General features: G+C 25.8%; 25 protein-coding genes. 2 read left to right on the top strand and 23 right to left on the bottom strand.

Annotated features, from left to right (window positions below):
* The first annotated feature begins 589 nt into the window (after positions 1-589).
* Positions 590-1,855 (top strand): cation:dicarboxylate symporter family transporter, encoded by a 1,266-nt coding sequence (locus OIF33_RS10020; RefSeq protein WP_322504109.1) that lies wholly within the window; start codon positions 590-592, stop codon positions 1,853-1,855.
* A gap of 81 nt (positions 1,856-1,936) precedes the next feature.
* Here OIF33_RS10020 and OIF33_RS10025 read toward each other — a convergent pair whose 3' ends face one another.
* From OIF33_RS10025 to OIF33_RS10060, 8 genes are all read right to left on the bottom strand, one after another.
* A complete protein-coding gene (locus tag OIF33_RS10025; RefSeq protein WP_322504110.1) occupies positions 1,937-2,971 on the bottom strand; it encodes a sensor histidine kinase in 1,035 nt (344 codons plus the stop codon).
* Positions 2,968-3,639 (bottom strand): response regulator transcription factor, encoded by a 672-nt coding sequence (locus OIF33_RS10030; RefSeq protein WP_322504111.1) that lies wholly within the window; start codon positions 3,637-3,639, stop codon positions 2,968-2,970. Before OIF33_RS10030 ends, OIF33_RS10025 begins: the two co-directional genes overlap by 4 nt.
* Positions 3,640-3,793: 154 nt before the next feature.
* The gene (locus tag OIF33_RS10035; protein ID WP_322504112.1) at positions 3,794-5,785 is read right to left on the bottom strand and encodes an ABC transporter permease; all 1,992 of its coding nucleotides are present in this window, start codon (positions 5,783-5,785) and stop codon (positions 3,794-3,796) included.
* Positions 5,775-6,542: an ABC transporter ATP-binding protein gene (locus OIF33_RS10040; protein WP_322504113.1), complete on the bottom strand. Its 768-nt coding sequence runs from the start codon at positions 6,540-6,542 to the stop codon at positions 5,775-5,777. The genes OIF33_RS10035 and OIF33_RS10040 overlap by 11 nt, the downstream gene beginning before the upstream one ends.
* Before the next feature lie 464 nt (positions 6,543-7,006).
* The gene (locus OIF33_RS10045; RefSeq protein WP_322504114.1) at positions 7,007-7,258 is read right to left on the bottom strand and encodes a hypothetical protein; all 252 of its coding nucleotides are present in this window, start codon (positions 7,256-7,258) and stop codon (positions 7,007-7,009) included.
* Between the two features lie 83 nt (positions 7,259-7,341).
* Positions 7,342-8,163 (bottom strand): 4Fe-4S binding protein, encoded by an 822-nt coding sequence (locus OIF33_RS10050; protein ID WP_322504115.1) that lies wholly within the window; start codon positions 8,161-8,163, stop codon positions 7,342-7,344.
* A 485-nt stretch (positions 8,164-8,648) separates the two neighbouring features.
* The gene (locus OIF33_RS10055; protein WP_322504116.1) at positions 8,649-9,479 is read right to left on the bottom strand and encodes a type II CAAX endopeptidase family protein; all 831 of its coding nucleotides are present in this window, start codon (positions 9,477-9,479) and stop codon (positions 8,649-8,651) included.
* Between the two features lie 111 nt (positions 9,480-9,590).
* The gene (locus OIF33_RS10060) at positions 9,591-10,385 is read right to left on the bottom strand and encodes a MerR family transcriptional regulator (RefSeq protein WP_322504117.1); all 795 of its coding nucleotides are present in this window, start codon (positions 10,383-10,385) and stop codon (positions 9,591-9,593) included.
* Positions 10,386-10,754: 369 nt separating this feature from the next.
* Here OIF33_RS10060 and OIF33_RS10065 point away from each other — a divergent pair, with 369 nt between their 5' ends.
* Positions 10,755-11,105, top strand: coding sequence for a thioredoxin domain-containing protein (locus OIF33_RS10065; protein WP_322504118.1), 351 nt, complete (start codon positions 10,755-10,757; stop codon positions 11,103-11,105).
* A 340-nt stretch (positions 11,106-11,445) separates the two neighbouring features.
* Here OIF33_RS10065 and OIF33_RS10070 read toward each other — a convergent pair whose 3' ends face one another.
* From OIF33_RS10070 to OIF33_RS10140, 15 genes are all read right to left on the bottom strand, one after another.
* Positions 11,446-12,441, bottom strand: coding sequence for a Gfo/Idh/MocA family oxidoreductase (locus OIF33_RS10070; protein WP_322504119.1), 996 nt, complete (start codon positions 12,439-12,441; stop codon positions 11,446-11,448).
* Between the two features lie 184 nt (positions 12,442-12,625).
* Entirely contained in the window at positions 12,626-12,853 is a 228-nt protein-coding gene (locus OIF33_RS10075) for a hypothetical protein (protein WP_322504120.1), read from the bottom strand.
* Between the two features lie 171 nt (positions 12,854-13,024).
* Entirely contained in the window at positions 13,025-13,423 is a 399-nt protein-coding gene (locus OIF33_RS10080) for a DUF6602 domain-containing protein (protein WP_322504121.1), read from the bottom strand.
* Between the two features lie 94 nt (positions 13,424-13,517).
* Complete coding sequence (locus OIF33_RS10085; protein ID WP_322504122.1) at positions 13,518-14,513, bottom strand: serine hydrolase domain-containing protein; 996 nt, start codon at positions 14,511-14,513, stop codon at positions 13,518-13,520.
* Positions 14,514-15,031: 518 nt separating this feature from the next.
* Positions 15,032-15,946: a Gfo/Idh/MocA family oxidoreductase gene (locus tag OIF33_RS10090; RefSeq protein ID WP_322504123.1), complete on the bottom strand. Its 915-nt coding sequence runs from the start codon at positions 15,944-15,946 to the stop codon at positions 15,032-15,034.
* A 366-nt stretch (positions 15,947-16,312) separates the two neighbouring features.
* Entirely contained in the window at positions 16,313-17,293 is a 981-nt protein-coding gene (locus OIF33_RS10095) for an ABC transporter permease (protein ID WP_322504124.1), read from the bottom strand.
* Between the two features lie 13 nt (positions 17,294-17,306).
* Positions 17,307-18,044, bottom strand: coding sequence for an ABC transporter permease (locus tag OIF33_RS10100; protein ID WP_322504125.1), 738 nt, complete (start codon positions 18,042-18,044; stop codon positions 17,307-17,309).
* 9 nt (positions 18,045-18,053) lie between these two features.
* Entirely contained in the window at positions 18,054-18,989 is a 936-nt protein-coding gene (locus OIF33_RS10105; protein WP_322504126.1) for an ABC transporter ATP-binding protein, read from the bottom strand.
* A gap of 116 nt (positions 18,990-19,105) precedes the next feature.
* On the bottom strand, positions 19,106-19,912 hold the full coding sequence (locus OIF33_RS10110; RefSeq protein WP_322504127.1) for a MerR family transcriptional regulator: 807 nt from the start codon (positions 19,910-19,912) through the stop codon (positions 19,106-19,108).
* Between the two features lie 260 nt (positions 19,913-20,172).
* Positions 20,173-20,574, bottom strand: a complete 402-nt coding sequence (locus OIF33_RS10115; protein WP_322504128.1) for a GNAT family N-acetyltransferase — start codon at positions 20,572-20,574, stop codon at positions 20,173-20,175.
* A gap of 19 nt (positions 20,575-20,593) precedes the next feature.
* The gene (locus OIF33_RS10120; protein WP_322504129.1) at positions 20,594-20,815 is read right to left on the bottom strand and encodes an ATP-binding domain-containing protein; all 222 of its coding nucleotides are present in this window, start codon (positions 20,813-20,815) and stop codon (positions 20,594-20,596) included.
* Positions 20,816-21,105: 290 nt separating this feature from the next.
* Entirely contained in the window at positions 21,106-21,561 is a 456-nt protein-coding gene (locus OIF33_RS10125) for a GNAT family N-acetyltransferase (RefSeq protein WP_322504130.1), read from the bottom strand.
* 214 nt (positions 21,562-21,775) lie between these two features.
* The gene (locus OIF33_RS10130; RefSeq protein ID WP_322504131.1) at positions 21,776-22,327 is read right to left on the bottom strand and encodes a VanZ family protein; all 552 of its coding nucleotides are present in this window, start codon (positions 22,325-22,327) and stop codon (positions 21,776-21,778) included.
* A 395-nt stretch (positions 22,328-22,722) separates the two neighbouring features.
* Positions 22,723-22,875 carry a zinc-ribbon domain-containing protein gene (locus OIF33_RS10135; protein WP_003479686.1) on the bottom strand — a complete coding sequence of 51 codons (153 nt, stop codon included), beginning with the start codon at positions 22,873-22,875 and terminating at the stop codon, positions 22,723-22,725.
* Between the two features lie 464 nt (positions 22,876-23,339).
* Entirely contained in the window at positions 23,340-24,353 is a 1,014-nt protein-coding gene (locus OIF33_RS10140) for a DUF4932 domain-containing protein (protein WP_322504132.1), read from the bottom strand.
* Positions 24,354-24,405: the final 52 nt, after the last annotated feature.

Raw genomic sequence — 24,405 nt, forward strand, 5'->3', positions numbered from 1 at the left:
TTGGTTTTATTATTTCTGTAATTTTAAATAAGTCATAAATTATTAGTGAGCAACAATAATATATGATAAAAAAATCTATGAATTAACAAAAGAAGAAGTAGAATATATGTTGTAGAAAGAGTCTAACAAAGGATTAATAAAAGAACAAGTGAATAAATCGCTTAGATAATTTAATCATAATTGCAATTTTCCATATAATCAAACTGCAATTTCGTATTAAAAATTATATAAAAACTTCATAAATACATCAAATTAAGGTTTAATATTAAAACGTATAAAATATTTATTTTTTTATATAATATTCGTTATATCATTCTATTTATTAATGTAAAACTTGCATTTTTTTAATCAAACGAAAGATTTCCATCAATTATTTTTATACCAACTTAATTTTTTTTAATTTTAATTTATAAATACATATATTAAATTAATTTTTTTAAAAAATATAAAGCTAATTTTATTTTTTTGTGATATACTATATCCTATAAAATGAAATTTTCATTATTCATTTCTTGCATATATTTAATTCAGCAAAATTTTAAACAAATGACTTTTAAGTTATAAACTACTCAAGGGGGCTATTAAACAAATGAAAAAATTAGGACTAGCATTTCAAATTATACTTGGACTTGTACTAGGTATTATAGTAGGAGCTGTTTTTTATGGTAATCCAGTTGTTACTTCATATTTACAGCCATTTGGAGATATTTTTATAAGATTAATTAAAATGATTGTCATACCTATCGTCTTTTCATCACTTGTTGTTGGTGTTGCTGGCGTTGGAGATGTTAAAAAATTAGGGAAAATCGGCGGAAAAACAATACTTTACTTTGAGATTGTAACTACATTCGCTATTATAATAGGTTTAGTCGTAGCTAATTTATTTCACCCAGGAGACGGAGTAAACATTAGTACTCTTGCAACTACTAATATTGATAAATATATGAGTACAGCAGAAGCTGCATCTAACCATGGATTTATGGATACATTTATAAATATTGTTCCAACTAATATTTTTGAATCTCTTGCAAAGGGAGATTTACTTCCTATTATTTTCTTTTCAGTTATGTTTGGATTAGGTGTAGCTGCAATTGGAGAAAAAGGAAAACCTGTCCTTGCAATATGTCAAGGTATAGCTGATTCAATGTTTTGGATGACTAATCAAATTATGAAGCTTGCACCACTTGGCGTATTTGGATTAATAGGTGTAACAGTTTCTAAATTTGGATTAGCTTCATTAATTCCTTTAGGAAAGTTAATAATTACTGTTTATGGTGCCATGTTCTTCTTTGTATTTTTTGTTCTTGGCTTTATTGCAAAAATGGCTGGAACAAGCATTATATCACTTATAAAACTTTTAAAAGATGAACTTATTTTAGCTTATACTACAGCAAGTTCTGAAGCAGTTTTACCAAAACTTATGGAAAAGATGGAGAGGTTTGGCTGTCCTAAGGCAATTACATCTTTTGTTATTCCAACAGGATATTCATTTAACTTAGATGGATCTACTTTATATCAATCTATTGCAGCACTTTTTATTGCTCAAATATATGGAATTCACTTACCACTTTCTGCTCAAATTAATTTAGTGCTTGTGTTAATGCTTACTTCAAAAGGCATGGCTGGAGTTCCTGGTGCATCTTTTGTAGTACTTTTAGCAACTGTTGGTTCTTTAGGAATTCCAGTAGCAGGAGTTGCGTTTATTGCTGGTATAGATCGTATTGTTGATATGGCTAGAACGCTTGTCAATGTACTTGGAAACTCATTAGCTGTTGTTGTTATATCTAAATGGGAAAAGGAATTTAACGCTGAAGAAGGACAAAAATATATTAAATCAGTTAGTGAAATAGCGTAATTTAAATTTACTGAATTATGATTTTATTTAATTACAAAATAGCCTTAGGCAAGTTATATCAATGCCTAAGGCTATTTTTTCTTATTCACTTATGGTACAGTTCTCTGTAAAAGTTGTCATACCTGATAAAGGGAATGTTAATGTAACTTTAGTTCCTTTACTAATCTCAGAGTCAATACTTATTTTCAATCCCAATTTAGAACAAAGCTTTTTACATATGTATAAACCCATTCCTGTACTTTTACTAAATCTTCTTCCATTCTCACCAGTAAATCCTTTGTCAAAAACTCTATTTATATCTTTATCTACTATTCCTACTCCGTTATCTTCTATAGTTAACATTACTGAATTGCTTGTCTTAGTTGCATAGATACTTATTTCAGGTTCTCTATTACTTGAATACTTTATAGAGTTTGCTATTATTTGATTTAGTATAAACTCAACCCATTTTCCATCACTATATACAACTTCATTAATATCTTTTATATCTATTTTTATTTTCTTATAAATAAAATCTCTATAATTTCTTTTAACTACATTTCTTACTAAGTCATCAAGATTAACTTTTTTTATAATATAATCCTTACTAACATTGTTGCTTCTAGAATAATAAAGTACTTGATCTACAAAACCCTCAACTCTATGAATTTGAAAATCAATTTTATTAGTCACTTCATTTTCATTATTTGCAATTATTAGTTTTGAAGAGGCTATTGGTGTCTTAATTTCATGTACCCATGTTTCTATATATTCTCTATAATCTTCCTGCATCTCTTTATGATATTTTACATTTTCATGCATGTCACGACTTATTTCTCTAAGTATATAGTTTACTTTTTCAGCATGAATAAAATTTGCTTTCTTTATTATCTCTGGGAGTAGATATTTTTTATCCAAGTTTTCTAATACACTATTAATTTCATCATAATAACTTTTACTTTTAATAAATTCTAAAACCACATAAGAAATTAATGGTAAAAACCAAATACAAAATACAAATATAATTATAATGAAATTAACATCTATAGTAATCAAAAATCCTAATAATACAATAAACATTAATATGTTAACTATTAGCACACTTATTTTATCTTTAATAAATTCTCCTATATTCATGGCATTATATATCCTAACCCTCTTCTTGTTTCTATTGGGTTTTCTATACCTATTCCTTCAAGTTTCTTTCTTAGTCTATTAACATTAACTGTTAATGTGCTCTCATCAACAAAATAATTTGATTTCCATAAGTATTCCATAAGGGAATCTCTCTTCACTATGTTTCCCTTATTATTTATTAAATAAGAAAGAATCTTTAGTTCATTTTTAGTCACTTCTACATATTTATCTTCATATTCAACAGTTGCATTTAAAAGATTTAGTTTAAAATTTCTATAACTTAATACACTATTAGTCTTTAAATTTCCATACACTCTTCTTAATATATTATTTATTCTGGATAATAATATTTCTAAATTATAAGGCTTTGTAACAAAATCATCTGCTCCTAAATTCATACTAATTAATTCATCAACTTCACTGTCTCTACTTGTAACTATTATAATTGGAACATCTGAAGTTTTGCGTATTTCTCTACATATGTAATAACCATCAAAAATAGGAAGGTTTATATCTAATAATATAAGGTTTGATTCTTCGTTTTTAATATATTCTATTATATTATTAAACTCTTTAGGAGCTTTTACTTCATATCCATACTTCTTTAAAAACTCTTTTAACTCTTCTCTTATAGCTTCATCATCTTCAATAATAATAATTTTCCTCATAATATTTCTCCATTCTAAAAATAAAATGGGCTGTATCAAAATAACTTTTAATAAAACTTACAAACAATTCTTAGTCAAATCTAGTAATTCTCGTAGTATGTTTGTAAGTTTTATTATTAGGTTTTAGTACAGTCCATTACTAACCAATATAAATTTAAATATTATTTTTCACTATATTTATATATGCTAGATATGTTGTATAAAAATATCCTACATAAACTACAATAAATATTAGAGTTGTCATTAGAGCTGAAAATCTAATATCTATTGGATTAAGGCTACTAATATCCTTATTAACTACCAAAATACCAATAACTGAATGAATTAATGCAAGAATCACTGGTAGGCTAAAATATATGAGCATTTGAATAAAAATTGTCTTATCTATCATATTTTCTGTTGCACCAATTCTTTTTAATGATTTATATCTTTCTATACTATCACTAGCGTCTGATAATTGTTGAATAGCTAACACAGCCATACTAGTTATTAAAAATATTAACCCTAAGTATATTCCAACAAATAATATTGATGTTGTCTTTCTCATATTCAAATCATAAATATTGTCCTTTGAATAGGCATATACATTAGGAAGATTTAAGCTTTCATACTTGCCATGTAAAACGTTATAATCTATTTGGCTATATTTTTTATTGTTTTCTTCTCTATTGTTATCTGAATACATAACATTAAGTACAGATCTATGAATTTCTTTATAATTACTTAAAAAGTTATCGCTTATAACCACAGTTAAAAACTTATGTGGCATAAAAAAAGTTTCAAGGTTTCCTTCTATTACTTTATCATCTTTAACTAAATACTCTTTTCCCTCAATATCAACTTTATTGCTATTCTTTAATCTTTCATCAACTGAATTAATCAGCTCATTATAGTTTGAAATAAGTAAAACCTCATCCTTATCTAAACTCATTTCTTTTTCATCTCTAAGCTTTAACATTTTATTATAATCAGATATCTTAATAAAAGACACTCCAATATCACTAAAATCTTTATCCTTAGTCATTAATAAATTACTTATACTTATACCTAAATCATATTCATTGTAAGCTACATATTCTTCATTTTCACTTGTTTTAAAATTAATTTTATTTAATACCTCTTCTAAGTTTTCTTTTTCACCATTATTTGATACAACTATACTAGCATCAAAGGGTGTTTCTTTATCAATTCTTTCTTCACTTTCTTTTTTAATATTTATCCCTGTTGATAATGTTAGTATAGTAATAAATAACATTAAACATATAAGAGACATTGATATAAAATTGGTATTAATCTTACTATTTATTTGTTTTACTAGGAATATATTTAACCCTTTAAAATATACTTTTTTATTTTTATTTACTATATATAGTATAACACCAGCTAAACTAAAGAAAAATGCTACTGTTCCTATTATTAAAAGGAGAATTGATAACTTAAACATTGGATCTCTTGAATCAAATCCTATCTTTAATATGGATGAATATGAAAACCCAAGTGATACTATCGATAAAACAAATGATAGTAAATATATAGCTGAACTTTTTAATTTTATATTTTCATTTTTTCTACCTACTGTTAATAAATCAATTATTTCATATTTAGAAATAACAAATATATTAAAAATCATAACAAGGGAAAACATTATTCCAAAATATGCTATGGTCTTAACTATTGCATTTATTGAAATAGAAAACATGTATTCATCAATGCCAATATGAAATAACTTTAATGAAAAAATAGATAAGGCTTGTGACATTACTATTCCTAATATAAGGCCAGCAATTAAAGATATAGCTCCTACCATAAAGGTCTCTATTACTAAAATCAGAGATATTTTTCTTTTTCCCATTCCTAAAGTCATGTATATTCCTAATTCTTTTTTACGTCTTTTTATTAAAAAATTATTTGCATATAATATTAAACACCCTAATATTATGGATACTAATATTGATACAGCAGACATAATTTCAGTTAATTTAGATATGTAACTTGCTCCTGAAGATTTTATATCAATAAGTGCCTTTTGTGAATCTATAGCATTAAAACTATAAAACATACAAACGCCTAATATTAATGTTAAGAAATATATAGTATAATCCTTATAACTCTTTTTTATGTTTGCGAAAGCTATCTTAAAATACATTGTTATCATCACCTCCAAGAAGTGATACGACCTCTATAATTTTATTAAAAAATTCTTTTCTACTATCTGTTCCTCTTACTAATTCACTAAAAATTTTTCCATCCTTAATAAAAAATATTCTATGGGCATAGCTTGCTGTAAAGGAATCATGGGTAACCATAAGTATTGTAGTATTTAATTCCTTATTTAAGCATTCAAATTTTTCAAGTAATAATCTTGCTGCCTTTGAATCTAATGCTCCTGTTGGTTCATCAGCCAATACTAAAGATGGACTAGTTACTATGGCTCTTGCTGATGCAACTCTCTGCTTTTCTCCACCTGACATTTCATAAGGATATTTTTCTAAGACTTTTTCAATTTCTAAATATTTAGCTACGGATCTTATTTCCCCATCTATTTCAGAACTTTTTTCTCCCTTTATTGTTAGTGCTAAAGCAATATTCTCATAAGCTGTAAGTGTATCTAATAGATTATAATCTTGAAATATAAATCCTAATTCATTTTTTCTAATATTCTCTAGTTCTTTTGAACTTAACCTAGTAATTTCCTTATTATTTATAATTATTTTTCCTGTAGTAACTTTATCAATAGTTGCCATACAATTAAGCAATGTAGTCTTACCACTCCCTGATGGTCCCATTATTCCAATGAATTCTCCCATATCCACATTAAAACTGATATTATCTATTGCCTTTGTTACATTACCTTTACTCCCATAATACTTCTCAATTTTTTCTACACTCAATATGTTTCTCATCTATAAATCCCCCTTTTAAGTTAGCTAGTGTTCTCCACCTCATGTAACTTATTTTATAGGATTAGATATACTTCCTCAATGAAACTACATTTCATTAATATGACATTTTTGTTATATTCGCATAAGTAATAAAATTTCAATATTAAACATAATTAACCTATCCACTAAAATTGTAGAGAGGTTACTCTTTTCCCTAAAAGCTTTCTTAATAACTCTAATCTCTGTTTTTATATTACACTAAAACAAAATATTGTGGTCTATAATAAGGAGTAATAAAATAAAAAAACAGACATATTATAATGTCTGTTTTTAATTCTATTTCTTATTTATATAATAATTAGAATCAATAAATTATTATTTAAATTATAAAACGTTATAATGATGATAGTAAGTAATATACTTATTATTTAATTAATTATCTAAGAATTTAATCAAGATTATAAGCTAGAATCAAAGTATTGGAATTACTTAAGTTCTTTTATATTTTTATACTTCAAAAATGTTTTTAAATATGGATCATCTTCTCCAACTCCTTTTGAAGATAATTGTATTTCAGTTTCTATATTAGATATAATCTGTCTAATTTCCTCAGCTTTAATTTCAAACCTCGATTTCATTCTAGCATACTCATTTCTACTAATTTCTTCACATTTCCAATCCATATATAGATTATCTGTAACACAAATAATTTTTTCTAATTCCTTGACTTTGGACACCTTACAAGTATCTTTTTTTGAAAAAAGCAGCCAACCATAAAAGATTAACTGCTTTGTAAATGTAGGTATGAAATTGAAAAAATTTAACGCAATGCTTTTAATGGACATTCTTTAACACATTCATAGCACAAGATACATTCCGTAGCATTTACCCTTTTTCGTGACTCCTTATTCACTTCGACATTCATAGGACATACTTTCAAACATTTTCCACAATGAATACATTTATCTTCATCGCAATGAACACGAATAATAGAATAATAACTCATCGGTTTTAAAAATACTGTAACAGGACATATATATTTGCAAAAAGCACGATTATCTTTAAAAGCAAAGGCAATGGATATTCCTACTATGTAATATAGAAGATTACCGCCTATGAAAAGCAAGAATATTATATTCTCTAAATTAGCAATTCTCATTAAAAACAGTCCTATTATCAAAACTAAAGATAAAGCAAATATAATATACCGAATAAATCCCAATTTTTTTCTTGCACTCTTAGGCTGTTTATAGGGTAATAAGTCTAAAATCATCACAGTCCAACAAGCATATCCACACCAACCCCTACCGAAAATCAAAGGACCGAATATTTTTGCAACAGCATAATGTATGGTAGCCGCTTCAAAAACTCCAAGAAATAAATAATACCAAAAACCCTCTATCTGCATATTTTCTTGTTGAATTACCCCAAGATAAATAAGCATATAAAAGCCCACAGCAAATTGAACAAATCGTCTTGCATACTTTTTTTCATTTACGAATAGTACAAGACCAACAGCAATACACGCTCCTATATATGTAAAATTTAACATATAAAACAAATTATCCATAGTAATCCATAATGTTACTGCCAGCATTTCAAATATAAAAAATAAAATAACTGATGCTATATATTTCTTCATTCAATCCCCCAATTCTAAACTCATGTCTACGTTTTTGTTACATTCACATTATAACATTGTAAAAATATTACAACAATGAAAAACAGCATATCTACATTTCTTTTGTTTATACTTTCTACTAAAGCATATTTTCCCTTTATCCTCTTAATTACCTGCACAAGAAAGAAAAATCCTTGTCAAGAACTTGCCACCAACTGTTGTGCGTAGCACATTCTTGATTAGTCTTTTTCTGTTCTTGTATTTTATTTCAGGGGATAAATCACTTCGTACTAAAGTTAAAGCAAATAATCTAACTACATAAATATACATTTTTTATTTCACTAAAAAGTCATCTGTATATACAAATGACTTTTTAATGTGATTATAGATTTTATTTTTTTATTATCTATACATTTATGGTTCATTTGGTCCTAACAATCCATATATTGAATTTTTCTATACTTTTTTAATTTCTAAATATTTAGCTACTGATCTTATTTTCTCATCTATAAATCTCCCTTTTTAGTTGAATCTTCTACTTTATTTCCATACAATACTTTACTTGGATTTATAAATATTAATATAATTGCTACTAAAAAATATAATATCGAATAATATTTTATAAGTTCTATTACTTCTAATGTAGTTATTCCTATAAAAAAATTAAATAATTGATGTATAATAATTTGAATCAATAAATTATTATTTAAATTATAAAATGCTGCCATAATGACACTAATTGATATAATTGCAATCATAAAAAATATGATATATTTTATTAAATTTGTTCCCGTATAACCTACTGTAAACCATATTGGTAAATGCCACATTCCCCACCAAAATCCTATTATTAAAGATGCCTTCAAGGGTGAATGTTTTTTTTGAAGCTCATTTTGAGCAAATCCTCTCCAACCTAATTCTTCTCCTAATGGTCCTGCAAATAAATTCTTTAAAAAATAATATCCTAACATTCCAAAAGATGATATTGTAAAATCCCACTTTATTAAAACACTTCTAGAAGACACCATAAATATAGTCAAGATAGCTATTAATGTTTGCATAATAATAATTAATATAACTATTCTCAATTTTATCTTAATTCTAAATTTGCTTTTTACATAATCTACAAAATTCTTTCTTGAATAAATCCTTTTAAATAATATTATAAATGCAAATGTTGATGACCAAGATGCTATGCACAACATAGCATCAGATATTATTGTTGGTAATCCTAACATCATAGTTAATCCTACTAATAAAAAAAGTGGTAAAAAAATTATATTAGTCAATATAATAAATCTAGGCACCGTTCCCTTTAAACTCTGCTTTATTCCCATAAATAACCCCTCATCTCAAATCAATATTTAGTAACTATAATATAATTACAGTTGCTTATAAAATGAGTTTAAACCTATGGGTAAGTCCTAGGTCAATAATTTTCTATATTATTATTTTATCGGTGCATGTACCTCTAAAAAAACACGCTCAATTCCTTCTTCATAAGTAGTAAGTAGTATGTTAACATAAACTATTCCTAATGGCTCATATCCATTTTCTATTGCAAATTCTCTTAAACTAGCTTCTACCTTATTGTCTATATTTTCTCCACCAGTTGACCATCTTCCATCTTCTATAATAGTATAAATACATTTAGGGTAATAAATAACTTCTTCTCTTCTTTCTATATCACATTCTTCTACTCTTCTTACAATTATGAATCTATCTTCTATTACACCTTTTTCATCAAAACTTATAACTCTTCTCAAAGATTCCAATGTTACTGCCTTTTTTAAGTTATCTACATTATTTTTTAAAATTTCATATTCATCATAGCTAGTAATATACTTTATTTCTCCTTTTATTTCTATAGGTGCCATTTCCTTTATTGTATATACTCCATGATATTTCCTAATATTTTCACAATCTTCTTTTACTAATCTAATCTTTTTTAAAAGAAGCTTTTTGTATTCTATTTCTTCTAATATTACTTGTTCTTTTTCTTCTAATAACAACTCTAAATCCTCAATACTTTTACTTTTTCTTATCTCTTGAATTTTTTTAATCTCAATATCTATTTCCCTATAAAAATTTATAGTTGTAATATCATATATATCAAATTGATTATACTCTCTATATCCATTATCATTATTTTGCTTAGGCTTTACTAACCCCTTTTCCTCATAAAATTTCAATGTATCTCTAGATACACCTAAAAAATTAGCTATTTGTCCAATCGTATACATATTAATATCTCCCTAATATTTTAATCTTTATCTCTCTATAACATTTATTCAAAATCACTGGTTTTCCTTTTAAATAACAATAATTTATTTAATCTTTTTTTCTTTGTTAACATTTATTATGACAACTACTCTTAAAAAATAATAATATATATACTTCTGTAATTGAGTACTTAAATAAGAAAATAGGAAAAAACCTTAAAAGTGATATTTAAAAAATTAGAATGCTTATTAGGGCAAGAATTAGATTGGATTATTGCAAATACTTGTGCTTATCCAGTAAATGAAAGAATTAATAAGTTACTATGTAATTAATTTGATGTAGCAATTTAATTTTGGTATAATATTCTAAAAAACTAGGAGGAAAGTAAAATGTTTGAAAAAAATGCATATGAAGAAGATATAAAATCATTTGAAAAGATACTTTCTACACAAGCAGATAAGTTATTATCTACTGAAGATTTAGCTGTTGTTTATATTGGTCGATCAACATGTCCATACTGCCGTAAGTTTGCTAAAAAATTAAGTGGATTAGCTAATAAAATTAACACAACTATTTATTATGTAAGTAGTGATAATTTTTCAGATAATGAACTTAGCTCATTTAGAGAGAAATATAATATTGTAACTGTACCAGGATTTATTGTTAATAAAAATGGAGAAATAACAGTTCGTTGTGATTCCTCAACTCCAGAAGAGGAAATATTAGATATGTTAAAATAAATAATCGAATAGGAGCTAAATAATTATTTATATGTTTTTTTACTTATAAAAATAGTCTTAGACAAATTATATCAATATCTAAGGCTATTTTTCATGTTCCTTTATAATAGGTTACCCCTATGGAAGGCAAAGGCGTACCTTTCTATTAACTTAAGTCTGTTATTACAAATGCTTCTGATCTCTTTTGTAATTAAAACCTTTAGTCTATATATATTTAAGTGCGTACTTTCATTTTTTCTTTTCAAGTCTATCCTCATTTACAAGTATTTTATTTAAGGCTATAATTAGTTCAATATTAAAAGGATTACTTTCGCCATCCCTAAAAAACATGCTATGCAAATTAAATCTCTTTATTATTAACATCATTAAATACGATTCCAGCTTTTTTTATTGCAATAGTTTGAACTTCACTCACTATTAAACTATGCTCTAGCATTTCATAACATTTATCTAAATCATTTTTCTTAATAATATCTATAAATTCAATAAACTCATTAACCATACGATGCTCATAATTATTTACATTAATTAAAGAACTAGTTCCATCATTCATTAACAATTTGAAACTCTTACAAACATTAGCTGGTGAATCTTGATATATACATCCATTATCCCCTTGAATATTATTTGCAATTGGCGCTTTACAGTCCTTTGCTCCAATACAAACACATTTAAACTTTTTATAGTCTAATATCAATATTCCAGATGTATCTATACCTCTTTCCATATTAGGATAGTATTCAACATTATTTGGCTTTCCAAATAATCCAACTACATAATGAATATTATAAATATTCAAATCCATTAATGCTCCACCAGAAAAGTTTGGATCAAAGGCTGGTAGTACAACACCTTCTTTAAAACTATCGTATCTACTAGAATATTGTGAATAATTACACTGAACTATTTTTATTTCACCTAATTTTGGAAGTAACTCTTTGATTTTTTTATAATTAGGTAAGTATTGATTTGTAATAGCTTCAAAAATAAATAACTTTTTTTCTCTAGCTAATTTATTTAATATTAATGCTTCTTCATAATTTGATGTCATTGGTTTTTCAATAATAACATTTTTATTAGCTTCTAATGCTTTTCTAGAAAATTCAAAATGAAGGTTATTGGGTAATGCAATATATACAGTATCAATATCACTACTTAGCAATTCATCATAATCATAAAATACATCCATAATACCATATCTATTCTTAAGTTCATTTAGATTATCCTTATTGCTTTCTCTACCATAAATTGCTGTTAATTCTAAATCTTCTAACTTTGGTACAATAGTTAAAAAATCCTTAACAATCATTCCTGCTCCAATAATAGCCAGTTTCATTATTAGTCCTCCTATCAATTGATAATTTTATCCTTCTTCAATACTATTATATTTAATATGTCTCTTTGTCTTCGATTCAAATCAATTGTTATCTCCTATTATACTATTTTTAATAAAAAAATCAGCTTATTATGGATATACAGATAGGTTTTATATTTATGAAAGTTTAAAAACAACTTTCATTTTAAATCAAATTTCCAGCTATCTCAGAATTTTTTAAATAAGCTTCTATAGGAGCACTTCTATATCCTGCAACTTTTAGCCAAGATGTTAGCCATGTTAAAAACATCAGAATACTATTCTCTGATTTTGTGAATTCATATATTTCAAATATATCCTGATAACTTTTTCCTGGGTTATCAGACATTACTCTTTGGTTTAGTTGGCTTCCTTCTTGACCAAACTGTGACATCTTTCTATAAGATCCACCAGTTACTATCATTGAATTTGGTACAACAATAAAATCTGGTTGTTCTTCTATTGAAATATCTTTTAATGCTTCAAGTATGTTACTTTTTATTGTTTCAGGTGAACTTCCATCCTGTCCCCATATAATAAATAATGAATCTTTAACTCTAGGTATTTATGAAATTGATTGATAATATCTCCTTATTTGCTTAAATTTTCTACATTTTGCTATTGTATCCTTTAATTCTGTATCTGTAAGTTTTGATCTAACATCTATCATTGCATACACAGATTCAGCTAACCAAACCTTATTTTTACTATCTAAAAATAGCGGAGAATTAAACATATAATCTACAATAAGCAATTCTTCTTGGTTTGAAAACTCACCATCCATAGAAAGTGTATAACCTAAATCTACTTTAAAAGCATTAGGTATATTATCAGTTAAAAAATTTCCTACTGATTCTCTATTTTCATCGGCTGATAATCTATTTGTGCTAGAACTGATTCCCATATCATTTGCTCTTTTATTAAGTTTATTTGCTACTAATTCATAGTATTTAGTTATTGCCATATATAACTCCTATTAATTTAAAATTTATCTTAATTATATTCATTCTCTTAAAAATTTTCTTTAGTACTACTATTCATACAAATTTATTCCTTATCTAATTTATATTTTCTATTAACATTAATAGCTCATAGATATTAAACTTTCTATTTCCTAGTATAGTCACTTCCATTTCTTCATGAGGATATATTGTTGATTCAAAACTAACACCAGGGTCTCCACCATTTATATAATATTTATAAACACCATCATCTCTTTTTACTATCCAGATACCATACCCGTAATATACATCGTTATCAACATATACTTGTGGAGTTAATAATTCATTAGTAATGTCCTTATTTAATAACTTATAGTTCAATAATCCATCCCATAGCTTACTTATATCATTAGCTGTTACAAAAACTCCACCATCTCCTCCTCCAATTATGGGGATTAAAAATATATTAGTTTTTAACATTCCTTCACTGTTTTCTTCGTATCCGTAAGCACAGTTTTTAGGCAACATATCCATACTAAAATATCCACTTGAATTCATTCCTAAAACATCAAAAATATATTCTTTTACAAAATCAATGAATTTCATTCCACTTACTTTTTCAACTATATAGGCTAAAATTACATATCCTCCGTTATTATATTGATACTTTTCACCTGGTTTAAATATACTTTTTTGCATTATCATAAGAGGAAGAAAATCTTTTGGTTCTTTCAACATATACATAGGAGTAATTATTTCAGTAAAATCTTCATAAAAATAATCTGGTAACCCTGAAGTGTGAGTTAATAAATGTTTTACTGTTACATTTTCATCAAAATTATCACAATCTATATACTCTTTTAACAATGAATCAAATTTAAGTTTTCCTTGTTCAACTAACTTGCATATAGAAATTGCTGTTAACAACTTAGCTCCTGATGCTATTCCAAACCTTGTATCAATATTATTAAGCCTCTCATTTGCAATATCCGAAAAACCATAAGCCTTTTTGTAAATTATCCCTTTAGATTTACTTATTTTAATAACACCAGAAAATTCCTTCATACTCTTAATTTTATTTTCAACTAACTCAATTATCATGTTGTTTTTCATACTATCATCACCTTTCAACAGTTAACTTAATAATAAAGATAATATTTTTTATTTGTATAAATATTTATACAAAAATAAAAAACCATCTGTTGCCAAATGATTTTTAGACGTACACAAATAAAATATACTATAATTTTAAATTAAGCATATCCATGATATAATCTAAATTTGGCAACACAATAAAACGTATACAATATACGTAAAAATTCTACTATGTCCTTCAAAAATAGATTACTTAATCATTTCAACACCTCTTCTTTACTTAATAACATTAACATACCATAATTTAGAAAATAATACAATTATTCTTTACTTTATTTTTTAAGTTACGTCTAAAAATTTAATTAAAAATCAACACTTTCCTAAACTAGAACCTTAATTTTAACTTTTTATAAAAAAATATATACTAGCTGTATTAGCTAGTATATTTAATATTACTAACGATATATAAATTTTTATTTGTATCTTTTTAAGCATTTTAATCTATTTTCTAAATAGCTTTTAAATATTTTTATCTTTTAATATAAATTAATTATATGTTCTAAAAGTCTTTGAGCCTTTAAAGCTTCTTCCCCGCTAGTAATAGGCTCTAAATCATTTTCAACACAATCAACAAAGTGATTAACTATATCCTCAAATCCTTTTTGTTTTAAAATGTTAACCCATGCTCCACTAGTAGTTGTTGTTATATTATTGTTACACTCAACTTCTAAAACATTAAGATTTTTAACCCTTTGAATTTTTCCTAAAGAAAGCATCTCTACTTGCTCTAGCTTAGTTCCTGCAAATCTATTCATTGAAGTTGATATTGAAAAACTTTTACTTTTTAATTTATGATTAGCAAAAATTAAGCTTTTATTATCATTTACTAATAATTCATCATAACTTATTTCAACATTTCCATCTGCTAACCATATAGCAGTATCTATGGCATGTATATAATCATCTATTAAAGTTTCACTAAAATGTGTGTCTCTAATAGAGTTTGATGCATGTTTACAAATATTAATTGAAATAATATCACCAGCTTCATCTTTTATTTGCTTGTACATAGGCGCAAATCTTCTATTAAAACCAACCATAAGTTTTAAGTTTTTAATCTTGCTTAATTCTATAAGCTTTTCTCCCTCTTTTACTGTAGATGCTAATGGCTTATCAACATAAACGTGTAATCCTAGTTCCAAAAGTTCCTTAACAACATCATAATGTGATTCAGTTGATGTGTGAACAAATGCAGAATCACACTCTTTAGCTAAATCCTTTATAGACTCAAACTCTTTTATTCTATACTCATTACAAATACGATTTCTTTTTTCTTTATTTGGAGTAAATGCTCCTACAAATTCAAACTTTTCAGTTTTTGATAATATTGGAAGATATGCTTTTTGAGCTATTCCTCCAAGTCCCACCATTCCAACTTTTAATTTTCCCATAATAAATTATACCTCTTACCTTAACAATGTTTTATATTTATTATAGAATTTTAATTTTTAAATTGTCAATTTCGCTCTTTGCCAATATTTTTTATGGAACCATTATCTATTTCATACTTAATCTTTAATAAGAGGTTTAAATTATTTTATATTGTTAAAAATTTTTAAAACAATCTTCTTTTAAAACCTTTATTGGAAAAATATTTATATAATTAAATAACTGTATAAGGGGGTTATGTGTTATGGAATATTTTGTTGATATAACTGAAAAAGATTTGCTAGAATTAAAGCCTTTAAAATCTAATTGCTATTTTTATTTAATCATACACATTCCTGTAAGGGTAAAGTCAAGAAGATTAATTTACATTATTTAAAAGTCCCATTTTCATATTGTCTTTTTCCTAAGATTACACTTATTAAAATAAAAATCAATATAGAGCAAATTACAAAGATTAAATCTCCATTATTAAAGTTATTAGCTAAATCTATCATTCTTTTTTGAGGTAAAACATTTCTTATAAATCCCATAACCTTATTCGTGTTATCAATATTTACTAAACATCCTCCTAAAAGACAAGTTATCATAACTATTATTGATCCACCCATTGATGCTGATACTCTATCTTTAAAAATTGTGGCTATAAACATTCCAAGGCTACTACTTAATATTCCAACTAATAATACTAAAAACATAAATAATGAATAACTTATATCTAAATTCACATTTAAAACCTTCAATATTAAAACTGACCAAATTGTACTTGAAATACTTAAAATTATTATAGAGTATAATATTTGTCCACCAATATATTCAAAGTAAGATATTTTTCCACTTAATACTCTAGTGTAAGTGCCATTTTCTCTATCACTTAAGAAAAAGTCCATTATCATTGTAGTAGCTCCCATAAATAGAAACATTATTAGAAATCCAATTACCTTTCCTTGAACTGTTGTTCTATCATCTACTTTCTCATAAACCTCTCCATTTAATCCTACTTCTAAAGTCTTTCTTATTTCTTCTTTTCCATAAGATATTACATTAGGTTCATCTGAATCAAAGTTTATCTCTGCTAAATAAACTCCTTTTATAAGATCAGTTTTACTTGGAGAGTTCTTCATAAACTCTATTTTCACTTTTTCATTATCATTCATATTAGCTTCTATTATCTCTTTTTCTTCTATAGTAGCTCCTACAACAGCTATTTTACCTTTTATATCATTTGTACTACTAAAATACACCCCTAAGCAAATTATTATTGGCATTACTATAATTACCATTATCATCATTACCTTCTCTTTTGTAAATCTATATAAATTATTTTTTGCTATTAATAAAATATTTCTCATACCCATTACCCCATTATAAATATTTATCAATTTTAAAAGTTCTAGATAGCACTCCAATTAATATTATTGATAGAAGAATATTAACTCCCATTATTATAAAAAGAAGAAAATTATTATTGTCATACATACTATTTAGAAGTCCATCCATAAGCCACTTTACTGGTGATATTCTTGATATCATAGCAGGTACTTCCCCTAAAGCTTCTAAAGAGAAAAATGCTCCACCAATTACACATAAAACAGATTGTACTATATTAAAAACAACATTTACTAATCCAATACTATTCATCACTGTGCATAGAAACATTCCTAATGCATTTGACATAAAAGAAAGTATTATAAATGAAACACATATTAAAACTTCATTTCCGCTATAATCTACTCCAAATAAAAGATTAAAAATTATCATTGTTGTTATAACAGCAAAAGAAGAATAAATTGTTCCACTTATTATTTGTGAAAGATATATTTCTAGATTCTTAACTGGAGTAAACATAGTTCTTACATTTCCTGCTTTTACATCTCCATCAAAGAAATTATATGAACTAGCAAGTCCTGAACTTGTAAATATAAATATCATCATTCCTATTGAATAATATTCATAAGATGATAAGCCTCCACCAAAACTACCTTGGGTTAAATATCCTATAATTGCTGTTAATAATACTGGATATATAAAAAATGTCATAAACATTACTTGTTTTCTACATATCAATTTTAGTTGAAATTTTATCATATTTACCATATTCATATCATTCACCTAATCTCTTAAAGATTTTCCTGTTAATTTTAGAAATACAGTTTCTAAACTTTCTTCTTCTGTTGATATACTTTTAATTTTTACATTTTCTTCAATAAGCTTTAGTATTATTTTATCTAGGTTATTAGAATCCTTCATGGTGCTTATTAATAATGACTCCTTCACTTCAACATTATTTATTCCTTCCATTGAATCAAATATTGTTTTTTCTATATTTTCAATTTCATCTCCAGATATACTATAAACAATACCTTCTTCTATATTGTTTTTTAACTCATCTAAGGTTCCTTCAGCTATTATTACTCCTTCGTCCATAATAAGAACTCTGTCACATATGGCTTCAACCTCTTCCATGTAGTGAGTTGTATATATAATAGTTGTTCCTTTTTCCCTTAACTTCTTAATTGACTCTAAAATATGATTTCTTGATTGTGGATCAATCCCAACTGTAGGTTCATCTAAAATTAAAATCTTTGGTTCATGAGCTAAGGCACAGGCTATATTTAACCTTCTTTTCATACCTCCAGAATAAGTTTTTGGTAAATCCTTTGCCCTATCTAAAAGGCCTACCATACCTAATGCTTCTTCTGATTTTTTTCTTAATTCTTTTCCTTTTAACCCATAAAAACTTGCAAAATATTTTACATTTTCAATTGCACTTATATTTTCAAATATAGCTAAGCTTTGAGGCACAATTCCCATTGCAGATTTATAAGTTAATTTATTCTCTAATATATCTTTATCCATAAACTTTATCTGCCCATCAGTAGCTCTTAATGCTGTTGAAATAATATTTATTGTTGTACTTTTTCCCACTCCATTAGGTCCTAAGAAACCTAATATCTCTCCATCTTTTAGTTCAAATGAAATCCCTTTAACTACATATTTATCATCATATTTTTTCTTTAAACCATTAACCTCTAATATATTCATCAATAACTATCTCCTTATATTAATTTGAATATTTCTTTTTACATTTTTTAGTTTAAAGGTAGGGGTAACTCCTAGGTCAATAGTTTTTTCAAAAAAATAAAAGTGGCATAAATCCACTTTTACTCAACTGGTGCATATACTTCTAAATATTGAATGTTTCCTTTATCTTTATATCCATTAAATAATAAATTTATAAAAGCTACTCCTTTAGCTTTATATCCAAGTTCATTAGCCGTTTCAAAAATAGCAGCTCCCATCTTTTCATCTATATTATCTGTGCTTTCTTCATGGTTTATAGGAATTGCTATTACTATATATAAACACTTTGGATAAGAAATAACTTCTCTTGTCTCATCTACATTCTCATACACTCTCTCATAGAAAACATATCTCTCTTTTGTTATCGCTTCATTATTAAAATAAACTATTCTTGAAATTCCAGATAAACTTACAGCTTTTTTTAATCTTATAGAATAATCATATTTATTTAATATTTCACCATAAGTCTCTGCAACGTCCTTTTTCATATTTATTTCACTTGTTATTACTATTGGCTTCATTTCTCTGATATTCATGTTATTTAAGCTTGTTTTTATAGATTCAAAATTTTCTTTAATACCCTCTATACGTTTTAGAAGTACTTGCTTATACTCTATTTCTTCTTTAAGCTTTTGTTGTTTCTCATCTAATATAGATTCTATTGTATCTAAGCTCTCACTTTTTTTAATTTCTTGTATCTTTTTAACTTCTATATCTATATCTCTATAAAAATTAATTGTTATTACTTCATTAATATCAATAACATTATATTTCCTATATCCATTCTCTTCATCTTGCATTGGATTAATTAGATTTTTCTCTTCATAAAACTTTAAAGTATCCCGTGATATCCCCAAAAACTTTGCAACTTGCCCAATTGTATACATTTTAGCCCCCTATTTTATAATTCAGAAATAATATTTATTAACTAAGTTCAAGAGCATTTATATTATTCTTTTTACATTTACACTTATTTTATATTAATATCTATATATATAATTTCTTTATTACAACTCTTTTCCTTCTATATCACTTCATCATTTTTTCTTTGTTAATATTTGTTACAAAATAATCAAATAAGTATATTGATATAATTTAGTCTTTAATGAAACGGACTTGTTATGAAAAAGAATTTACTTACTGAATTTTACAAATGCCACACATCCAAATTCTTCTGACATAGAGAACCCAACCTTTTTATAAAATGAAATAGTCTTATCTGCTTATCTGTTAAAAGTACTTTTTGCCTAGTATTTTTATATTTATCTAGAATAATTTCTACCAATATTTTTCCTATTCCCTTATTTTGATACTTTCGTAATACTAAAATATCTTGAATATAAATTATGGAATGTCCGTCTCCTACAACCCTTATTAGAGCTACTAATAAAGCCTTGTCCCAAACGGTTATTACTTTTAATGAATTTTCAATTGATTTCATTAATGTATCTATATCTTTAGTATATGAACTCCACCCAACATCATTATATAAATATAATATATCTTTATCTCTTGGAATAAAATCTTCCTTAAAAACTAAGTTTCCCATATTTCCCCCTAATAATAGCTTAATATTTTAATAATGGTGATATATTTCCTAAGTGAAATACATCCAAAATATGAAGTGCTCTTGTGCACGCTGTATAGAGCAGCAATCTATCATCTTCATCCTTATACATTAAGTCACTAGCATTATATATCATAACTACATCAAACTCTAACCCCTTAGCAAGGTATGCTGGAATAACTAAAATATCATTAATATATTCATCATCCTCATTTACAATCATTTTAACGTCAATTTTATTCCTTAAATGATTGTATACTCTATGTGCTTCTTCAATATTTTTTGTTATTATTCCTATGGAATTATGACCATCACCTTTGTAAGCTTGTACCTTTTCAATGATTCTTTCATTTATATCTTCTTCATCTAAAAAGTTAGTTATTTTTGGCCTTTAATTATTCTTTTTACTTATTTTAGTTCTCATCAGATACGCTTTAACATTTATTATTCTAAAAAATCTTTAAATATCTTGAAATTCCTCTTTATGATAATATCAATATTAATAAAACCTCTTTAATATTTAGAATAATATATTTTATTAGCTCCAACTTCTTCATCAAATATAATTTTATCTTTATTCCACCCATTCTTATAGTAAAAACTATTTGCCTTCAAATTATTTTCAAAGCTTTCCAAGTAAATTTTATCATATGTTTTTAAAAGTTCCTCACTAATTCTATTCATAAAATCACTTCCAATTCCTTGTCTATGCATTTCACTATGAACCATTATTAAATCAATGAGATTTTCCTTACATATACATATTCCAACAATCTGATCTTGCAATAAAGCTACTATTGTATCATTTATGTTTTCTAACATATACTCATCTGATGCTCCACTTTCAATAAAGTAGTCTACTGCATCATCTCCAAGAAAAGTTCTATAATTTTTATTGATAATATCTTTTGCAAAATTTTGTAAAAATGTTGCTTCATTTTCTTTAGCTTTACGTAGTTTTAATTCCATTCAAATATTCTCCTTCAAATATCTCGTGTATTAGACCGCTAAGACTATCTTAAATATTTTTTATATAAAATATATCCGTACTTGTGATATGGTTCTCCGTAATAGTAGTAAGTGATGTTTCTTAATGTTCTAATTATATTTATCTATTATCTAAACTAAAATCTATAACCTTACATTATACTTATTTTGGTCAAAACATATTTCATAAAAAATATTAACCTAATCGAAACCGAAAACCCAATATAGTTGTAACCAAAATCGGAATTAAAATAACAATAAACCCTAACAATACAATAACTGTACGAACTTTTTCCTCATCTTTTAAGAATTTACACAACCCTATATATATTAATATTCCAATTAAGCCACCTAAACAATTAAGAATAACATCATCAATATCAGCAGCACCAAGTCCCAAAATAAGCTGAAACATTTCAACAAACAAGGCAATTAAGAATACAATCATTATGCTTATCCATATTTTTTTATTTTTCTTTAATAACTGTAAATAAATTCCTAGAGGGACAAACAATATGATATTTCCAAGTATATTACTTACAACAACAATTGGAGGAACGTTCAGCATACCTGACAAATAGCTGTATATAGTGTGAAATGGTATTACATTAGCGCTTCGAATATACTCTCTGTTTGAGCTGAACAGTTCTAATGGTGAAACATACTTGAAAATCAATGCATAAGAACACAGAAGAGCATACAGCAAAAGAAAAATGCCAAACAGCATAAACGAGTTGAATTTCTTCATATGACTTTACCTCCGTCAAATTCTAATTTCTTTCCTAAATATATAAATATTTTCTATTCATTAAGTCTATATATTAATATTATATTTTTTCTTAATAACAACTCCAATATTCTATAATCTTAATATACTAATAATCTTATCTAAATTATATAATACACATTTAATTAACTACTATAAGAACCACTCTTAACACTAATTATTTCCTGTTACTTATGACACGTTATTTTCATACATAAAAATAGTCTTAACCAAGTAATATCAATAGTTAAGACTATAAACCTCATTTACTTATGATACGGTTCTCCGTATTATAAGTAAGGTTTTTACAATAGTTATTTTATTTTTTTATACTAAAAAAGGTTGTAGTTTAAACTACAACCTATAACAACCTAAAATTATCTTCTATTTTGCTCTTTCTTAGCTCTTCTACAAGATATACATCTTGTTGGCTCATTTTCAAATCCTTTTTCTTTGTAGAATTCTTGTTCTCCTACTGAAAATACAAATTCACTTCCACAATCTCTGCATTTTAATGTTTTATCTGACATAAACATTCCTCCTAAAATTAAAGATTCTAAATTGATATAATAATCTCTAATTTTTGAGAAACTATTTACCTAAATGAAACTTTTTTGTTAGCAACTCTGCTACTATTTTATAATAACATAGTATTTAATTAATTGCAACCTTTTTTCAATTATTTTTTATAAATAATTGAAATTAAAACAATATTTTGTCTTTAACTACATTATCTTTACCTTATTTTAAGTACAGTTTCATTGTTAACAATACTTTCTATATTGAAATATCCAGATTTAATACACTGATTAGAATACTTCTTTACTTATATATTTTACTAATTATCAATTATAATTATATTTATTGAATCTAATTTCCTTAATACTTAAGTATTGCTTATGGTCCTGTACTTTCTGAAATAAATAGCTACTACTCCAGTAATACTAATAACTTTATAAAAAACTCATTTTAGTATGATACGAATCATTGTTAATTATTCTAAAAAAGCTTTTAATAACTCTGAGTAAAAGCTTTCTATTGATTTGTATTGGCTCTTATTTTCTTCATAATAATCTAACTTTTTAATCATACCTTTAATATACCTATATCCTAAGTTATAATCATATTCAATTCTTTTATTAGTGAAATCATCCTTAAAGTATTTTTTGCTTAAATGTATTGCTATGGCTCGTACTATATGTTCATTTACACACTCTTCCCAATCACCATAACCACAGAATGTAGATTTATATTTTTCAAGTTCTTCATATACTCCTTTATGTTCATTCACTAATTCTAAGTTTTTCTCAGTTAGGGGATTTACTATAGGATGACTTAACTCATGAAAAATCAGATTACATATATCATAATCATTAGAAACAAAAATCGTATCTCCTAACCAAATACTTAAATTGAATACAACATTTATATACTTTTCTTCATCCTTTTTTAAATCTAAACCAAAGTTATATTTAGATAAATTACTCATAACAAAATTATAGTTAGTATTTTTCTTTCCTGTAAATTCTTCTATTTTCTTAATAAAATGATATTTTTCTAAAATACTTCTAAAGTATTCTAAATCATCTTTATAGTAGTCTTCAATTCTAGAAAAAAACTCATCAAATTTTGTAGTTTCTTTAAAAGAATTAAATAAAACTCTAAACTCTTCTAAGTTATCTTTTCCCCCACTCATTTCTATATTGAAATCACTCAATTCATACTTAAATTCTGACTCTTTTTCATCATCTAAAGCCAAAGAAAATACCATAGGTCTTCCCAAGAAAAAACCTTTCTGAATCATTTCTTCTAACTTTTTATAAATCTCATGATTAGAGTATTTTTGAAAGTAATCTTTTATATCCCTTATATACTTTTCATTAGAGTGATCTACAAAATCCACATTAAAACCAAACTTTTCACTTAAAATTTCCTTATATCTGCTTGTAAGTAGAATTATATTCATTAGTTCAAGATTTTTATTTACTTCTATCTTTACATCTCTCATAACTTCTCCTATCTACCATTAGAATTTATTTTATGTTAATCTCTATGTCTAC

Origin of the sequence: Clostridium sp. LIBA-8841 (assembly GCF_034439435.1) — a bacterium.
Lineage (GTDB): Bacteria > Bacillota > Clostridia > Clostridiales > Clostridiaceae > Sarcina.

Bases quoted from the DNA above. Each gene is read 5' to 3' on its own strand.
- OIF33_RS10030 (WP_322504111.1), bottom strand. From the start codon at position 3,639: ATGAGGAAAATTATTATTATTGAAGATGATGAAGCTATAAGAGAAGAG.
- OIF33_RS10095 (WP_322504124.1), bottom strand. From the start codon at position 17,293: ATGAGAAATATTTTATTAATAGCAAAAAATAATTTATATAGATTTACA.
- OIF33_RS10120 (WP_322504129.1), bottom strand. From the start codon at position 20,815: ATGATTGTAAATGAGGATGATGAATATATTAATGATATTTTAGTTATT.
- OIF33_RS10130 (WP_322504131.1), bottom strand. From the start codon at position 22,327: ATGAAGAAATTCAACTCGTTTATGCTGTTTGGCATTTTTCTTTTGCTG.
- OIF33_RS10050 (WP_322504115.1), bottom strand. From the start codon at position 8,163: ATGAAGAAATATATAGCATCAGTTATTTTATTTTTTATATTTGAAATG.
- OIF33_RS10090 (WP_322504123.1), bottom strand. From the start codon at position 15,946: ATGGGAAAATTAAAAGTTGGAATGGTGGGACTTGGAGGAATAGCTCAA.
- OIF33_RS10055 (WP_322504116.1), bottom strand. From the start codon at position 9,479: ATGGGAATAAAGCAGAGTTTAAAGGGAACGGTGCCTAGATTTATTATA.
- OIF33_RS10110 (WP_322504127.1), bottom strand. From the start codon at position 19,912: ATGTATACAATTGGGCAAGTTGCAAAGTTTTTGGGGATATCACGGGAT.
- OIF33_RS10065 (WP_322504118.1), top strand. From the start codon at position 10,755: ATGTTTGAAAAAAATGCATATGAAGAAGATATAAAATCATTTGAAAAG.
- OIF33_RS10115 (WP_322504128.1), bottom strand. From the start codon at position 20,574: ATGGGAAACTTAGTTTTTAAGGAAGATTTTATTCCAAGAGATAAAGAT.
- OIF33_RS10140 (WP_322504132.1), bottom strand. From the start codon at position 24,353: ATGAGAGATGTAAAGATAGAAGTAAATAAAAATCTTGAACTAATGAAT.
- OIF33_RS10085 (WP_322504122.1), bottom strand. From the start codon at position 14,513: ATGAAAAACAACATGATAATTGAGTTAGTTGAAAATAAAATTAAGAGT.
- OIF33_RS10135 (WP_003479686.1), bottom strand. From the start codon at position 22,875: ATGTCAGATAAAACATTAAAATGCAGAGATTGTGGAAGTGAATTTGTA.
- OIF33_RS10100 (WP_322504125.1), bottom strand. From the start codon at position 18,044: ATGAATATGGTAAATATGATAAAATTTCAACTAAAATTGATATGTAGA.
- OIF33_RS10080 (WP_322504121.1), bottom strand. From the start codon at position 13,423: ATGGCAATAACTAAATACTATGAATTAGTAGCAAATAAACTTAATAAA.
- OIF33_RS10125 (WP_322504130.1), bottom strand. From the start codon at position 21,561: ATGGAATTAAAACTACGTAAAGCTAAAGAAAATGAAGCAACATTTTTA.
- OIF33_RS10070 (WP_322504119.1), bottom strand. From the start codon at position 12,441: ATGAAACTGGCTATTATTGGAGCAGGAATGATTGTTAAGGATTTTTTA.
- OIF33_RS10025 (WP_322504110.1), bottom strand. From the start codon at position 2,971: ATGAATATAGGAGAATTTATTAAAGATAAAATAAGTGTGCTAATAGTT.
- OIF33_RS10035 (WP_322504112.1), bottom strand. From the start codon at position 5,785: ATGTATTTTAAGATAGCTTTCGCAAACATAAAAAAGAGTTATAAGGAT.
- OIF33_RS10040 (WP_322504113.1), bottom strand. From the start codon at position 6,542: ATGAGAAACATATTGAGTGTAGAAAAAATTGAGAAGTATTATGGGAGT.
- OIF33_RS10060 (WP_322504117.1), bottom strand. From the start codon at position 10,385: ATGTATACGATTGGACAAATAGCTAATTTTTTAGGTGTATCTAGAGAT.
- OIF33_RS10075 (WP_322504120.1), bottom strand. From the start codon at position 12,853: ATGTCACAGTTTGGTCAAGAAGGAAGCCAACTAAACCAAAGAGTAATG.
- OIF33_RS10020 (WP_322504109.1), top strand. From the start codon at position 590: ATGAAAAAATTAGGACTAGCATTTCAAATTATACTTGGACTTGTACTA.